Raw genomic sequence first — 15,478 nt, 5'->3', positions numbered from 1 at the left:
AGCCAAAAGGGCAGAAAGCACGACGGCTTCCTTTGCCCAGCTCATCGATACCTGTCGCCAATCGGCAGCCATACACTACCCCTACAACCGACAACCAACCAAACAAAGTTCTATGGTTTACCTCATCAAAATAAACGTTGCACTCATCCTACTGTACGGCTTTTACAAGCTGATATTTGCAAACGACACCTTCTTCACATGGAAGCGGGCTATTCTCATCAGTATTTACATCTTGGCGATGCTTGTTCCCAGTCTTAACTTCTCATACTGGGTAAGCACGAATGCTGAAATGACATCAATGGCCAGCTCCTATGCCAACTACGTGCTGCCGTCAGTGACCATCACACCAGAGAAGGCTCATGCCACAAGTTGGCAGACCGTCTTTATATGGACCTACTCTTTGGTTGTTGCAGCGCTGTTATTGAAATTGTTATGGCAGTTGACATCAATCTTCCTACTGAAAAGGAAGTGCCGGGAAACGGAAATCAACGGCACACGCATCTGCCAATTACCGGGCGACCAAGGTCCTTTCTCATTCTTCAACTGGATATTCGTCAATCCGGCGAGACACAACGGTAAGGAATTGAAGGAGATATTGATACATGAGCAAACACATTGTCGGCAAAAGCACTCGCTCGACATTCTGTTTGCCGAACTCTTCGGCATCTGCTTTTGGCTCAACCCATTCGCATGGCTGCTCAAACGCGAGGTGCGAATCAACCTTGAGTTTATCGCCGACAATCGAACACTGGCAACAGGCTTCGACAGTAAGCAATACCAGTATCACTTGCTCGGCCTCACATACAAAAAGAACGTAGCTACAGTATCAAATAATTTTAATGTTTCACCCCTAAAAAAAAGAATTAAAATGATGAATAAGAAACGTACAAAGGCAATAGGAAAAGCCAAATATGCGCTTTTCATGCCACTGATAGCAGCTCTCTTGCTTGTGAGCAACATCGAGACCGTGGCAAGAGAAATGACGAGAACAGTAAATAACATTCCGGAACTTTCTGGTTTAACACAAAAAGTGTCCAACGTATTCAACAAGGTTCAAACGGAAATAAACACCACAACCGCCACGAAGACTGTGGCACCCCTGCCAACCGATAGCACAACGGAAGCGATGAAAAAAGTTAATGAAGAGGCTTCCAGAAATCCGGAAGAGGTGTTTAACCTTGCGGAAGTGATGCCCACGTTCCCTGGGAATATCAACGTATGGATTATGAAGAACATGAAATATCCTGAACAAGCTGTCAAGCAAAAACAACAGGGACGCGTTATCGTGAAATTTATCGTTAGCGAAACGGGAGAAATCAGCAACCCTGAGATAATACGTGGGGTATCTCCCTTGCTCGATGCAGAGGCCTTGCGTGTGGTAAAAGCCATGCCTAAATGGAATCCGGGCAAACAAAACGGGAAGGCTGTCAGGACAAATTACGCTGTACCCATAACGTTTAGACTGGAAGGTGGCGAGCAGGCAAAAGAGAACACTGCCATGCCGGCAAAGAAAAATATTCTTTACGTCATTGATGGGAAAGAATATGCTTCCGGAGAATACGACATCAACAAACTTGATCTGAATCAAATCGAGAGCATGACCGTGCTGAAAGGACAACAAGCTGTGGACAAGTATGGTGATCGTGCCAAGGATGGGGCAATTGTCTTTCAACTAAAGAAATAAATCCTCTCATGGTGGGCAGTATCAAGACCAACATTATGAAAGGTGCTTGATACTGCTTCTTGGTTTTTCATATTTCAAAGCATCTCAGAATGAATATCAAGACGCTTCGTGAGTCATAAATTGTTTAATCGCTTTGGAACCGGTGCAAACATTGGTTTGTGGTTAGGATAAAACATAAAACACTGGCATTAGACAAAGAAGCACTGCGAGTTGTTGTCTCTATGCCTAAATGGATTTGTCGCAATTAAAAGCAATTGACACAGCTCTTGCTACAAGTGGACGGTCCAACTATTCAGATATTACGTATGAAAAAGTTATCACTCATCCTTTTAATAAGCATGGCAATGAATGTCTATGCTCAAAACCGGCAGCAGCTTGTAGCGCTCGGCGACAGTTGTATGCGTGAATACGACTTCTTTCACGCCATCCAACACTATCAGCAGGCACAGCAAATACGGACAGAGAACAAAGTCAGGCTGAAGCTGGCCGAATGCTTCTATCAGCGAAACGATTATCATGGATGCTCCGATGTGCTGGACAAGGTGCCGTCAGACAGCCTTAACCACAATGCCCTCCGGCAACTCTATTATTCCAATAGTGCGATGAAGAACACGTCGGAACAACTTTATTGGGGCACGTATATCAAAATAAGGTATCCGATGGACAGCAAGATTATCGCCGACGTCATGGGACTTCTCGTCAGCGACAGTTACGACAAGCCTGAGGTAGCCGTTAGTTACGGGCAAGATTACTGTCTGATAGATTCCACTAACATAGAGGTGAACCGCGCTTTGGGCGAAGCCTACTTCCTGAACAAGGACTATGAGAGATGTGTTGCCACCTACCGAAGGCTCTTTGCTGAGAAAGACACCACCTATAACTCACTTTATTATATGGGAGGAGCATTCGAATACTTGAATCAGCTCGACTCTGCGGCCTTCTATTTCACACGAGCCGTGGAGCGGGCGCCCAAGATGGCGGTGGGAAACTATAGGTTGGGAGTGGTCGAGAACCAACTGGGGCATTACGAGAATGCGCTGAAATATCTTCACAACGCAGCCACGCTCTACGAACCCAGCAAGTTCATCATGTTTATCATCTATAAAAACATGGGCGACGCTAAGTTCAATCTGAAAGATATCAAAGGCGCCGACTTGTATTGGGGGTACGCTCTGGCCTACAGAGACGACCCGGAGCTTGCCAAAAGACGGCAAGCACTGAAATAAAGGCAACGTATCGATAACAAAACATCAAGGGCGCCATCATGCAGAAGCCTCATCTGGGAGAACGGAGAATGGCAAAACAGACAAAAAATCATCTCAACCTGTTGCGGCATTCCTCCAGTATCGTCAGCAAATCATCCATCTTTGTGGCGCGCAGCATGGAGATTCTTGTCTGTTTGAAGTCGGGAATCCCCTTGAAAATGGGCGATGCTGCCAGATGCCTGCGGGTGTGTAGGATGCCCCGGTACTCGTCAATGCGCTCGACGTTGATACGGAGCATCTCTTCAAGCACGTCGATTTTGTCATCAATCGACAAAGAATTGCCTTGCGATGGCTGGCTGAAAATCCACGGACAGCCAAAGGTTGCCCTGCCAATCATCACCGCATCCACGCCGTAGCGGTCGAAACGCTCGCTGGCCTCTTCCCTGCTCGCAACATCGCCATTGCCAATGATTGGGATATGTATGCGAGGATTTTGCTTAACGGCACCTATCAGCGTCCAGTCGGCTTCCCCTGTGTACATCTGCGCCCGCGTCCGGCCATGGATTGTCAGGGCCTTTATGCCGCAGTCTTGCAGCTGTTCCGCCAATTCGATGATGATGAGATTGTTGGCATCCCAGCCTAAGCGGGTCTTTACGGTAACCGGTGTTTTCACAGCCTTAACGACCTCTCGCGTTATCTCAAGCAACAGGGGAATGTTCCTCAGCATTCCCGATCCGGCTCCTTTGTTCGCGACTTTCTTCACTGGGCAACCGAAATTTATATCTATCACGTCGGGGTGCACTTGCTCAACAATCTTGGCAGCTTCGACCATCGATTCCACGTCTTTCCCATATATCTGTATGCCGACAGGGCGCTCTTCGTCGTCAATCACAATCTTGTTCAATGTTGATTTGATGCTGCGAATAACGGCGTCAGCCGACACGAATTCCGTATAGACCATTGCCGCGCCAAACCGTTTGCACATCTTGCGGAATCCGATATCCGTCACATCTTCCATCGGAGCAAGGAATAACGGCCGTTCTCCCAAATCTATTGTTCCTATTTTCATGACTGCAAAGGTAGGGATTTTATTTTGAAAGGCGGTTTTTACTGACAATTTCTCACTCGGCAACAGATTGAAACATAGACAATCAATTATCAAAAAGACCGCCATTGACATTATATAGGTCAGACTTGAAATCCTTGCACTTGCATAAATACAAATCGGTCAGGCCAAGACCAAGAGAGCTTTTGCCCATAATACGTCGTGGGAATAGCCCTGCAAACAAGCTGACTTACAGTGCTTTCCAAACGAAAACGATACAGCGGAATAAGGAAGCAGCGTTCGATTCATTAAGAAAGTACGTACGTTTTGGCAAAAAAGTACGTACGTTTCAGTGAAAAAGTACGTACTTTTTAATGGACACGTATAATCCTTTTGCTGGAAACGAATAATCAAAATTCAAAAACGAACATAACATTGAGCATCAGCAGTAAATTCTTTTGTCTTTCTCCAGTCGATTTTCCACCAGATACGGGGGCATGGAAAAGACAAAAGGGCGGAATGAAAAGACCTCTCCCGGAGATTAGTCCGAGAGAGGTCTCAACATATTTCGGCTTTGCCTTCGCCATCTTTTAGCCGAGCCACTTCACATAAGCGAAGTCCTGACGATGCGGCAGCAGTTCACTCTTGGGATACATTCGCACGGCACACTTGTAGGCGCCAGCCTCATCGGGCTGGAAATCGAGACGGAAGGTGTACAGGTTGCCCTCGTTCTTGACAAGAGAGAATGGCAATACCTTGTGGACGGAGATGTCATCGGATGGATTGTTGTCGAGAACTACAAGCTCCAAGCCAACTGCGTCCTGCAGCCCCTTCTCGTCGATGGTGTAGGTGATGGTCTTCGGCTCACCAGTAACACCGTCTTGCAGCGTGCTGATGTTGCTCTCTGCCACGCAGATGCTGTCCCAACGCTCGGCTACGACTTCCTTCCAACCTGCAATCTCCTTGGCAAGTTTGTTGTCATTGGCATGCAATTCACGGGAGCGGACAGCCAATTTCTCATAGAACTTAGAGTAATAGTCATCCAACTGACGCTTCATCGTATAGTGAGGCGCAATGGTTGCGATGGAATTCTTCACCACCTTCACCCAGTCGGCTGAATAGTCCTTGCCCTTTGTCTTGCTGAAATAGAGCGGAGTGATCTCGTTTTCGAGCAGACTGTAGATGGTAGCCGCATCCAACTGGTCCTGATGCGCCTGGTTCTCATAGGTACGCTTCTGCGGAAGCGCCCAACCAGCGCCCTCACGATAACCTTCCACCCACCATCCGTCGAGGACAGAGAGATTGACAACACCGTTAAGCTCAGCCTTCTCGCCTGATGTACCACTGGCTTCGAGCGGGCGAGTCGGCGTGTTCATCCAGATATCCACACCCGAAACAAGACGACGCGCCAGCTGCATGTCGTAATCTTCGAGGAAGATAATCTTGCCAAGGAACTGCGGCATGCGTGAAATCTCAAATATGCGCTTGATCAATCCCTGACCGGCACCGTCTGCCGGGTGAGCCTTTCCTGAGAAGAAGAAGAGCACCGGACGGTCGGGGTTGTTGACAATCCTATCGAGCCGGTCGAGGTCGGTGAAGAGAAGATGTGCCCGCTTGTAAGTCGCAAAACGGCGGCAGAAGCCTATCATCAGCGCATTGGGGTTGATTTTCTCAAGTATGGAGACAACCTTCGCAGGGTCGCCTTGGTTGCGGAGCCATTGTTGGGTGAACTTATCGCGGATATATTTGATGAGCTTGTTCTTCAAGGCCATACGCGTGTTCCAGAATTCCTCGTCCGAAACATTATAGATGGCATGCCAGATTTCCTCATTACTCTGGTCGCACATGAAACTCTTGTCGAAATATTTATCATACACCTTGCGCCATTCGGTCGCCGTCCATGTAGGCAAGTGAACACCGTTGGTGACATAACCCACACTGTTTTCCTCAGGGAAATACCCCTTCCACAGCGGAGCGAACATCTTCTGGCTCACCCAACCATGAAGTTTCGACACACCGTTGATTTCCTGCGATGTGTTGCACGCGAACGTACTCATGCAGAAACGCTCACTGTGATCTTCGGGATTGGTGCGTCCCATGCCGATAAACTCATCCCAAGAGATGCCCAACTTGGCGGGATATGCACCCATGTATTTGCCGAAAAGCTCCTCATCGAAGTAGTCGTGTCCTGCCGGAACCGGTGTGTGAACGGTGTAGATCGAAGAAGCACGAACCAACTCCATTGCCTGATTGAAGGTAAGTCCCTCTTCTATGTAATCGCATAAACGCTGAAGGTTACAGAGCGCCGCATGCCCCTCGTTACAGTGATAGACATCTTTTTTGATTCCGAGCTTCTTCAGTGTGAGCATGCCACCGATACCGAGAAGAACCTCCTGCTTGATGCGGTTCTCCCAGTCGCCGCCGTAAAGGGCATGAGTGATTGACTTGTCGAACTCGGAGTTCATGTCGTGGTCAGTGTCGAGCAAATAGAGCTTGATGCGCCCCACGTTTGCCACCCATACTAACGCATGCACGTGATAATTGCTATACGGAACATCAACAACCACCTGATTGCCATCCTTGTCGAGGACGCGTTCGATGGGCAGTGAGTTGAAATTCTGTGCATCGTATTTAGCCAGCTGCTGACCATCCATCGACAGACTCTGACGGAAATATCCGAAACGGTACAAGAATCCTACCGCGCAAAGGTCAACATTGGAGTCGGAAGCCTCCTTCAAATAATCGCCGGCGAGCATTCCCAGACCGCCGGAATATATCTTGAGCACTTGATTGAGACCATATTCCATGGAGAAATAAGCCACCGATGGGCGTTGCGTATTTGGCTTGACACTCATATAGTCAGTAAACATCTTGTAAACATCGTTCACCTTCTTCATCAGCGTCTTGTCCTTAACGATGGCCTGTTTGCGATCGTAACTCAAGCGTTCGAGCAACAACACCGGATTATGTCCTACTTCTTCGTAGAGAGTCTCGTCCAAACTCTTAAACATGTTCCTTGCCTCATAGTTCCAGCCCCACCACATGTTGTGAGCAAGTTCGTCGAGACAGCTAAGTTCCTTGGGGAGACTTGACTTCACATTCAACTCAATCCAATTTGGCTCATTTGAATAGTCAGATTTAATTTTCATAATTTTCTCTATTAATTTAGCGTTATGTTATCTTGAATAATTCCTCGTTATCTTGAACTGTTGCTTATTGTTTGCCAACTATCCGTTTCTCTTTTTCATGTTCTCAAGTGCCAGCTCATAGGCTTTTTCATAATGTGTAATAAACTCGCTCCACAAGGCTCTCCTTGAAAGCTCTGAGGCCTTTCGACGACATTGGCTGAACTTTGTCTTGCTGAAGGTCGTAAACGAGAGAACGGTTTCCTTTATCTCATCAGCCACCTCCGAGTAGTTGTAGTCCGTCCGATGAACAACCTTCACACCATCCTCCAGGCAACTGTAGCCGTCTTTTGCTTCATTGGCCCACAAACCGAAACCTGCGAGGTCTGTTGTGATACAAGGCACCTTGAAAGCAATGGACTCCAGCGGTGTGTATCCCCATGGTTCGTAGTACGAAGGATAGACACAGAGGTCGTTGCCCAATACCATATCATAGTAAGGAAGATTGACAATCCCATCATCACCGATGAGATAACAGGGGATGAAAACAAGCTTAACCTTGTCGCTCTTCTCATTCTTGATATCAAGGCTTCTTAGCATCTTCATCACCTTATCATCCTCCATGTCGTGCAACCAGTGGGTGATCAGGGGCTGATCCAGCGGAGTTTCGTATGTCTGTGTGGACGCAAGTCGTTCCTGAAGGTCTTTTCTGGGTTCAGCGACCCATCCCGGAACCTCTATGAAAGCAACAACATTCTTCTCAAGCCGGTGGTCTTTGTTCAAGCGGCTCATAGCCTCAATGAAGACGTCAAGTCCTTTGTTGCGGAACTCATAACGACCACTTGTGGAGACAATGATTGTATCTTGCCCCAGCTTCTCGCCTGTCAGGGCAGACGCTATGTCCAAAAGCCGGATGCGGGCCTTCTTCCTTTTGTTGTTGAACTGGATATTCTGGGGAACGAAACCATCCTCAAAGCCATTGGGCAGCACAACATCAACCTTTCTGTCAAGCAATTCCTTGCACTCGATAGCGGTTATCTCGCTCACAGTGGTGAAACAATCAGCGTGGTGAGCCGTCTGTTTTTCTATCGAATGCTTGCTCTGCATATTAAGTTCGGCAGCCATTTGGTCGCCGTTATATGCCCAGAGATACTCGTAGAGCGGTTTGTTGTTGCCAGCAATGCTGCGCCCTATGCAAGTGGCATGGGTGGTAAAGACAGAGGCTATCTGCGGAACCCGTTTCTGCAAGAGCAGCAACGCAAATCCCGTCTGCCACTCATTGGCATGGAAAACAACGCGCTGACTGGCATTCAGATAATATTTATAGAAACTCTCCACCACCAACGCTGTAGCATAGGCAAAGAGAGCAGAGTCGTCATAATCACCATACGCATGCAAGCTGTCAACTTTGAAATCTTCCCAAAGTTGCCCATATATCTTGTTTTTTTCAGATTCATGTGCTCGGAAGTCAACCATGAAAGCTATCGGCTGACCAGGGATATCCCATCGTCCAACCTTCACTCCCAGTCCTTCATTCGCCGCTGACTGTTTCCAGTCGGCAAACAGTGAGACATCTTCTTTGAAAAAGGGATTTTCCTTATCTTTCCAGCAATCAGGACCTATGAATATTACGTGGTCATGCATCCTTTTCTGCAAAGTCATTGCCCTTGTTGAGAGCACTGTATAAATTCCTCCTACCTTATTACATACTTCCCAACTTGTTTCAAAAATAAAATCCGGAAACATCTTTTACTCTTAAATATACAACTAATCAATCGTTGCAAAGGTAATAAAAAATAATGAACAGACAATATTAAACCTCACATATTTCAGTCCGTCAAAGAATTAGTAAAGAAAAAAAGACTATCTTTGCATCAATAAATATTAGACGACATGAAGAAGATTGTATTTGCACTTGCGCTCATGTTCTCATGCGCTGCATTATGGGCAACTGAGAACAGAAAAAGCTCAGAACCGATGGATTCGAACCGGGTGAACAAGACTATAGCAGCTGAGGAACATCCCTTCAGCACTCACATTTCAAACGCCGAATATCAAGTTTGGATTGACATCGACTTGTACAAACGAAACATTAAGGTGCCCAATCAGGAGGTTTTAGGTGAGATGCCAGGGTATATCGGCGCAAAACGCGACACCCGAAAATGGCTAATACTCGACTCGGTGATTGACGGAAACAAAGCGTTGCTGACCATAACGAACGATTATGGCAGCGAAGATCTCGAAGCGCTGCTGACGGCCAACAAGGACGGCACCTACACTTTTGAACAGAAATCGGGAAGTACCATCAAGATTGTGGTAAACAACAAGTGGGTCAAATTGCCCAAAAAAATGATATTTACAAAGGAAAAGTAAGGCAACATTTCCGTTATCCCTTCAATTCATACACATGGCACGCGACGACTATCGCATCGTAAGCGACAAATTGCTCGGCGAAAGCCGGCGAAAACACAACGACAGACAACCGATACCCATAACCGTGTTCACCTATCCGCCACTGTCATAGGTCGGAATAACAAAGAACAACATAATACTCGCAGCATACCTGAAGTATCAGATATTCACTCACTCAACAATATCGGAAACACTCAACGACCTTATCGCTTTATTTTAGTATCCTAAGGGATAAGCAATACCGGTGTCGAAACTGCCATGCAAGGTTCCGACATCGGTCTTTTTTCACTGTTTCGGCACACTTGCCAGGCCGATTACCCGTCTATTCTTCCTAACACCCTTACCCTTCTCCGATGAAAGCTAAGCAACGACTTTGCAATAGGTGAGCTTTTGAACAATGAAAGCTCACCTATTATATTGCAAAAGCTTAGGTTTTGAAATGTTACTGTCTGATAAAAGTTTTATTGGGTTAAACGAACAGCAATAATAAACTAACCAGACAATATATCTCTAAAAAGGAATCGTTTGAAAACCATATAGACAAGAGAATTATGTCGATACAAAAGAAATTGAACGAAAGACCGAGAGAAAAATTAAACTTTTCTACACCAAAGTGCGAATTCTTCAAATACGTTTTTTTAATTTTGAACTTGCTGGTTGACTCTGCGGAAGTTCATTCGCAAAAAAAACGCATCCTTTCTCTGTTTAATTCATTATAAATGGCTATCTTTGCATACATTAATAGAAACACTATTTTATCGAAAGAGACGCGACAAGGGCTGTTTTTGGGCAAAAGCAAATTTGCGACATGAAGAAAACAGCATCGAGGTTACGGGTCATTAATCAACAAAAGACATGAAGAAATATTTCATCTTTGCATTATTCTTCACCATCGTTGGTGGCAATCAACTCAACGCGCAAAGCATAAACTATCGCACCTTATCCGCGGAACAGATTCAGGCAATGGCTGAGCAAAAAAGACAGAAGTACGACGATGTGAAAAGTAGAGCCGACAAGACAAAAGACGAGCTCAAAAACGCTCAAAAAGAATATAAAGCCAAACAAAAAGAATACAAAGAACTGAACAAACTTCGCAAGCAACGTAAGAAAGAACTGAAAGAGGTTGAGAAAGCGTTAAAACTTCGCTCCAAACTCAGAAAGCTTTCCAATTAGCCCCATGGAGTTGTGGCAGGCGTTTGCAGACGATCTCGCATTTCATCATCGCTTACTTTCCACACATTCTTTTTTATTTTATGCGTATGTCGCTCTTCAAACGAGGAATGACTATGTATCATTTGTCCCCAAATGTCCCTGCCTCTGATTCGGTGTGCTTAAGAGAGAGGTCTTGGAGAGATAACTTTCTGAGTACAAAAGTTGGAATTATGTAATACCTGAATCACAGAAGATAATATAGGCGTATAGCTCATTTTGCAGGCTATTTTTTTGGGTTAGGTGTTCAATAGCTCAAATTGCAGGCTGGCTTTATTCAGAATATTCAAAGAGTTTATATACCTTTGCCATGCAGTCTGAAGCATAATGGGGCTCTGCTGGGGAGCAACTCCATGAGGAATAGGATTGTGTAAAACGACAAGTATGAGCAGGATCCACTATGGGTGTGGTTCCTGCTTTTTCATACTTTGAGTTTCTATCAATGCCAAGAAAAACCCATTGATGAACCTTTTGCGATTCTCTTGTGTAAGTCCGCTATGATTGTTCAAGTTTTTCTTCAGGTCAGTGAATGTTCCCTCAATCTTGTTGTTAGTATTGGGCATTCCTCCCGCTGACAGGTAAAGAGATAAGGCAAGTAGAAATCAAGGCTGTTCATGGCTGACCTCAACCGTCGGTGCGTATAATGCAGCCTGCCGTCCTTGTGCAGGCTGCGGTGTTCTATCGTACCCTTCCACTTTTCCTTCCATGCTTGATATTCGCTCCTGAAATCAGCCTCGTGGATTCGATGCTGCCTGTCCAAAAGAGCCTTTAAATCCTGGCTGGCCAGTATTCTCGGATTCTGCGTAAGATACCTTCTGACAATCTGCTTCATGTGGAACTAGCACATCTGTACATGGTACTCAGAGAAAGACTTGAAGAGGCTCTTTTTCCCGTCAATAATCAGACCGCGTATGACATATCCACGCTTCTCAATACTGACGAATGCGTCTTCATAGCCCTTCACTGTCTCGCTCTTTACAAAGGACAGATAGAGAGGCTTTCCGCTCTCCGTATCCAATGCGAGCAGCACACCGAAGTTTCGACCCCAATACGTTACGTCCAGATGGACAAAACCGCTTCCGTTTAGTGGAGGTTGCACCCACTCACACTTGATGTCATGCAACCTACGCTTGACCGTAGAGAGGCTTATCCTGAAGCGTACCGATAGTTCATTGATCGTCTGCTTCTGTTGTTGATAAGCAGTCCACAATTCATCATCGCGCACTTGGAAACCGGAGCGAAACTGATAGCCGCAATCCTGACATTTATACAGTTGTACACCTTTGCGAACACCATTCTTTTTCGTGTGCGTACTACCACACGCACGTCATCTCATTTTGAACATACTAACTTTGAATTTTTAGGAAACTTAAATGCCCATAAAGTTAGTATACATCGGAAAGACACCTATGTCTCAGCCTGCAAAATGAGCTATTGAGCAATGTGAATCGTCAATTTAGTGCTGAAGGTATCTTGAATGGGCGAAACATGTGTATATATCGAATGGCATGACACTTTTCAGCCTGCAAAATGAGCTATAGGTCTAAATTTCACTTTCAGAATTACACTGACTATAAAGCGTAGTATTAGAAAACCTGCAATGACTGAGATGGCAGTTACGACTTGTGGCGTTACCATCTTCGAGATAAGCCAAATGACACCGATAACGACGGAAAGAAGGATAGTGAGTTCGATGAAGTGTGTCCAAGAGAAGCGGCGGACTTGCTTGGGAGAAGTCGGCTGCTGCTTGACATTATTGGTTTTGCGCGATGCGTCTGTCCTGATGAAGACAGGTTGCAACATAAAATAAATGCAAGACAAAAAAGTTGGGATTCTGAACATCAAGTGAGAAATTTTTCTTAAATTTGCAAACGTACTTGCATTTTGAAGTTAAATCTATCATATAAAAGTATAATATCAAAATGAAAGTTATTCAATTGTTTTGCGTATTTTTATAGTCAACAAGCATTAATCATAACCAAATAAAGAAGAATTATGAAACAAGTAATTAACCCCATTGGGCAGGAAATCAATACTTTAGGTAAGGTAATTAACAACAAGGAACTCATGCTTGTACACTTGCATCTGAAAAGTGGAGAACAAATACCTTCACACGACCATACAGGACGGGAAGTATTCTTCACCATAGTGAAAGGAACTGTAGAGGTTACTCTTAACGATACCGAGGTACATCGTATCAGCACAGGCACTGTTCTACATTTCCCCGGCGAAGCTCATGTAAGCGTAAAAGCCATAGAAGAGAGTGATTTTTTCGTTTACCTCATCAATAGACAATAATGCTATGGATATGAAAAAATATTTGCCGAGTGTTGACCTTGAGAAACTCAGCAAAATACTCGAAATCAAAGAAGCATACCAACGAGGAGATATTTCATTAGAGGAGGGCAGAGCCCGAATAAGAAAGCAAGTTGGGAAAATCCGTCCTTATGAAATAGCATTGGCAGAACAGGAACTCAAAACCATTGAAGAGGATGAGTGCCAAAAGGAGGATATTCAAAAGATGATTGAGCTGTTTGATGAAGTGATGGACACCAGTCGACCAAATCTTCCTCTTGATCACCCTATCATGTGTTACTACAGAGAGAACGATGAAATGCGTCGCCTTATGCTCTCTATAGAAGATCTTGTACAATATCCGATTATCAAGAATCAGTGGATCGAATTGTACGACAAAATAGCGGCTTTTCGCATTCACCTTTCACGTAAGCAGAACCAGCTCTATTCCATACTCGAACAGAAAGGATTTGATCGCCCCACGACTACGATGTGGCTGCTCGATGACTTTGTGCGAGACGAAATACGTGATGCTAAAAAACTTATTGAGGAAGATAAAGAAGAAGAATTTTTGGCAATGCAGCCTACCATTGTGGCAGATGTGCGGGATCTTTTACAGAAAGAAGAATCTGTACTATACCCAACTGCTTTGGCAATGATTACTCCCGAAGAATTCGAACAGATGCGTTCGGGAGATTACGAAATTGGCTTTGCATGGATTGATGTAGAAGGATTCCAAAATGCGGATAAAACAGTAACCCAGCCAACAACAGCTCCTGACGGTTTTGTCTCAGAACTATCTGCGCTTCTTGCTAAATATGAGCTTGGAGGAAACGATACAGACCGAGTTTTCGACGTCACGACAGGAAAACTTTCTCTCGAACAAATCAACCTCATATACAAGCATCTTCCTGTAGATATATCTTATGTAGACGAAAACGAACTAGTTCGCTTCTATTCAGATACCAACCACCGCATCTTCCCACGCAGCAAGAATGTTATCGGACGTGATGTGAAGAACTGTCATCCGCGCACCAGCGTCCACCTTGTTGAGGAAATTATAGCCAAATTCCGTTCGGGTGAGCAGGATAGTGTAGATTTTTGGATTAACAAACCAGGTGTGTTCATCTATATATATTATGTAGCCGTGCGTGATGCAGAAGGAAGATTCAGAGGTGTACTCGAAATGATGCAAGATTGTAGTCGCATTCGTGAACTTCAAGGTTCACGAACACTGCTGACCTGGTCAAATGATACACAAGTAGTAAAATCGAAGGAGGCGCAAAACTGTACTCCAAATGATACGTCTGTTACAAAAGAAGATTCGACAATAGAACTCTCTGCCGACACTCGCTTACAGGATTTGTTAAAAATTTACCCACAGCTACGGAAAGATTTGCCAAGTATGAACTCTGCTTTCAAAATGCTCAATTCTCCTCTTGCACGCATCATCATTCCTAAAGCAACCATTGCCATGATGAGCAAACGCAGTGGGGTTCCTCTTGATGACATACTTTCTATGTTAAAAGAACTCATCGCTAAGTATAAGCGAGAGGAATAAATTTCTTATCCTAAAATAACAGAGAACAAAGTGGGGGGGGGGACACTATGTTTGTAACATACATAAGAAGAAAACGCAATGAAGCATAGAGCAATTCTAGTAACTATATTTATATTTCTATTTCAGTGTCAAGTGTTTGGTCAAGAGAATTGGGATATATACACCTTCGGCAATATATGCTCTTTTAGAATTCCACCAACGATGGAATTAAGAGATATTGATTCTGAGGCAGGTATGGTTCTTAATAAATTGGTCAATAAGTTTTTAATAAGATTTGGAGATAATCTTGCTGATAGAGAAATTAAATTTCAGCCTAAAGGTCTCAACTCGACTGACAAAGAACTTGTTAAAAAGGCCACATCTGTATACTCTAGAATTTTAATAGCTGATTTTAATGGAGATTTCCCTACTCAGAATGATATAGCAAAGGCAACAAATACTGATATTAAGGAGATTGATGCGATTTTTAAAAAGCAGGCTATAGAAAGTTTTAGTCTCTTCGGGACTGGTCAAACAATAAAATGGTTCCCACTTAAAAGGGTTAAAGTTGATGGGAAATATGCATTGCTCTCAATGTATAAGAGAACATCTCCTAAAGGTGGATTTGTTAATGTCAAAGAATATAAGTTTTTCTTTACAGACCATCTTGTTACAATAACAGTTAGTTATCGAGAGAGTGAAAGTTCTCTGTGGAAACAGGATCTTGATACTTTTCTAAGTTCTTTAAGGTTTAACTAGTTGTCCCTCAAGAACCCAACTTACAACCAACAAATGGTATTGGAGAACACCTTTGTTTCGTTAAAGTTGGAATCCACTCGGTACTGTCCTATAAAAGTGTGTAAGCTCCTTTTTTTCTTATCTTTGTATTTGTAAACTATAAAAAAGAAAAAAAATGAAACTTACACATTCGCAAATTTCGGAAATTCTTTCGAATTACACAAG

The 15,478-nt window shown here is 44.3% G+C and carries 11 protein-coding genes and 2 pseudogenes; 8 read left to right on the top strand and 5 right to left on the bottom strand.

Features of this window, described 5'->3' with window-relative positions:
• Positions 1–112 precede the first annotated feature (112 nt).
• Together H515_RS12885 and H515_RS0103590 are read left to right on the top strand one after the other, a co-directional pair.
• The gene (locus H515_RS12885; protein WP_025875642.1) at positions 113–1,684 is read left to right on the top strand and encodes a M56 family metallopeptidase; all 1,572 of its coding nucleotides are present in this window, start codon (positions 113–115) and stop codon (positions 1,682–1,684) included.
• Positions 1,685–1,989: 305 nt separating this feature from the next.
• Positions 1,990–2,910, top strand: a complete 921-nt coding sequence (locus H515_RS0103590) for a tetratricopeptide repeat protein (RefSeq protein ID WP_028901590.1) — start codon at positions 1,990–1,992, stop codon at positions 2,908–2,910.
• 88 nt (positions 2,911–2,998) lie between these two features.
• Here the strand turns inward: H515_RS0103590 and dusB are convergent, their stop codons facing one another.
• The 3 genes from dusB to H515_RS0103565 all read right to left on the bottom strand — a co-directional run bounded on the left by dusB (position 2,999) and on the right by H515_RS0103565 (position 8,805).
• The gene (dusB, locus tag H515_RS0103585; protein ID WP_025875640.1) at positions 2,999–3,958 is read right to left on the bottom strand and encodes a tRNA dihydrouridine synthase DusB; all 960 of its coding nucleotides are present in this window, start codon (positions 3,956–3,958) and stop codon (positions 2,999–3,001) included.
• Positions 3,959–4,524: 566 nt separating this feature from the next.
• Entirely contained in the window at positions 4,525–7,083 is a 2,559-nt protein-coding gene (gene glgP / locus H515_RS0103570) for an alpha-glucan family phosphorylase (RefSeq protein ID WP_028901589.1), read from the bottom strand.
• Positions 7,084–7,161: 78 nt separating this feature from the next.
• The gene (locus H515_RS0103565) at positions 7,162–8,805 is read right to left on the bottom strand and encodes a glycogen/starch synthase (RefSeq protein ID WP_028901588.1); all 1,644 of its coding nucleotides are present in this window, start codon (positions 8,803–8,805) and stop codon (positions 7,162–7,164) included.
• Between the two features lie 147 nt (positions 8,806–8,952).
• Here H515_RS0103565 and H515_RS0103560 point away from each other — a divergent pair, with 147 nt between their 5' ends.
• From H515_RS0103560 to H515_RS0103555, 3 genes and pseudogenes are all read left to right on the top strand, one after another.
• A complete protein-coding gene (locus H515_RS0103560; RefSeq protein ID WP_025875638.1) occupies positions 8,953–9,432 on the top strand; it encodes a hypothetical protein in 480 nt (159 codons plus the stop codon).
• Between the two features lie 518 nt (positions 9,433–9,950).
• Positions 9,951–10,106: pseudogene (locus H515_RS15010) on the top strand (IS30 family transposase); the annotation flags it as partial.
• Positions 10,107–10,326: 220 nt separating this feature from the next.
• A complete protein-coding gene (locus H515_RS0103555) occupies positions 10,327–10,644 on the top strand; it encodes a hypothetical protein (RefSeq protein WP_025875636.1) in 318 nt (105 codons plus the stop codon).
• Positions 10,645–11,078: 434 nt separating this feature from the next.
• Here H515_RS0103555 and H515_RS15350 read toward each other — a convergent pair.
• Both H515_RS15350 and H515_RS12875 read right to left on the bottom strand, forming a co-directional pair.
• A pseudogene (locus tag H515_RS15350) lies at positions 11,079–12,025 on the bottom strand (IS256 family transposase, variant Zn-binding type).
• Between the two features lie 173 nt (positions 12,026–12,198).
• On the bottom strand, positions 12,199–12,483 hold the full coding sequence (locus H515_RS12875) for a hypothetical protein (protein ID WP_051274639.1): 285 nt from the start codon (positions 12,481–12,483) through the stop codon (positions 12,199–12,201).
• Between the two features lie 192 nt (positions 12,484–12,675).
• On the opposite strand from H515_RS12875, the gene H515_RS0103540 reads away from it, so the two are divergent.
• The 3 genes from H515_RS0103540 (at position 12,676) to H515_RS0103530 (ending at position 15,274) form a co-directional block, all read left to right on the top strand.
• Positions 12,676–12,978: a cupin domain-containing protein gene (locus H515_RS0103540; RefSeq protein ID WP_028901587.1), complete on the top strand. Its 303-nt coding sequence runs from the start codon at positions 12,676–12,678 to the stop codon at positions 12,976–12,978.
• Positions 12,979–12,982: 4 nt separating this feature from the next.
• Positions 12,983–14,536, top strand: a complete 1,554-nt coding sequence (locus H515_RS0103535; protein WP_025875631.1) for a PAS domain-containing protein — start codon at positions 12,983–12,985, stop codon at positions 14,534–14,536.
• Between the two features lie 201 nt (positions 14,537–14,737).
• The gene (locus H515_RS0103530; protein ID WP_154653631.1) at positions 14,738–15,274 is read left to right on the top strand and encodes a hypothetical protein; all 537 of its coding nucleotides are present in this window, start codon (positions 14,738–14,740) and stop codon (positions 15,272–15,274) included.
• Positions 15,275–15,478: the final 204 nt, after the last annotated feature.

Origin of the sequence: Prevotella corporis DSM 18810 = JCM 8529 (genome assembly GCF_000430525.1) — a bacterium.
GTDB lineage: Bacteria > Bacteroidota > Bacteroidia > Bacteroidales > Bacteroidaceae > Prevotella > Prevotella corporis.
The sequence above is the reverse complement of the archived record's forward strand: the minus strand, read 5'-3'. Positions and strand labels throughout refer to the sequence as shown.

What these genes read in the sequence shown, in the direction of transcription:
- H515_RS12885 (WP_025875642.1), top strand. Translation starts at nt 113, where the DNA reads ATGGTTTACCTCATCAAAATAAACGTTGCACTCATCCTACTGTACGGC.
- H515_RS0103590 (WP_028901590.1), top strand. Translation starts at nt 1,990, where the DNA reads ATGAAAAAGTTATCACTCATCCTTTTAATAAGCATGGCAATGAATGTC.
- dusB (WP_025875640.1), bottom strand. Translation starts at nt 3,958, where the DNA reads ATGAAAATAGGAACAATAGATTTGGGAGAACGGCCGTTATTCCTTGCT.
- glgP (WP_028901589.1), bottom strand. Translation starts at nt 7,083, where the DNA reads ATGAAAATTAAATCTGACTATTCAAATGAGCCAAATTGGATTGAGTTG.
- H515_RS0103565 (WP_028901588.1), bottom strand. Translation starts at nt 8,805, where the DNA reads ATGTTTCCGGATTTTATTTTTGAAACAAGTTGGGAAGTATGTAATAAG.
- H515_RS0103560 (WP_025875638.1), top strand. Translation starts at nt 8,953, where the DNA reads ATGAAGAAGATTGTATTTGCACTTGCGCTCATGTTCTCATGCGCTGCA.
- H515_RS0103555 (WP_025875636.1), top strand. Translation starts at nt 10,327, where the DNA reads ATGAAGAAATATTTCATCTTTGCATTATTCTTCACCATCGTTGGTGGC.
- H515_RS12875 (WP_051274639.1), bottom strand. Translation starts at nt 12,483, where the DNA reads ATGTTGCAACCTGTCTTCATCAGGACAGACGCATCGCGCAAAACCAAT.
- H515_RS0103540 (WP_028901587.1), top strand. Translation starts at nt 12,676, where the DNA reads ATGAAACAAGTAATTAACCCCATTGGGCAGGAAATCAATACTTTAGGT.
- H515_RS0103535 (WP_025875631.1), top strand. Translation starts at nt 12,983, where the DNA reads ATGGATATGAAAAAATATTTGCCGAGTGTTGACCTTGAGAAACTCAGC.
- H515_RS0103530 (WP_154653631.1), top strand. Translation starts at nt 14,738, where the DNA reads ATGGAATTAAGAGATATTGATTCTGAGGCAGGTATGGTTCTTAATAAA.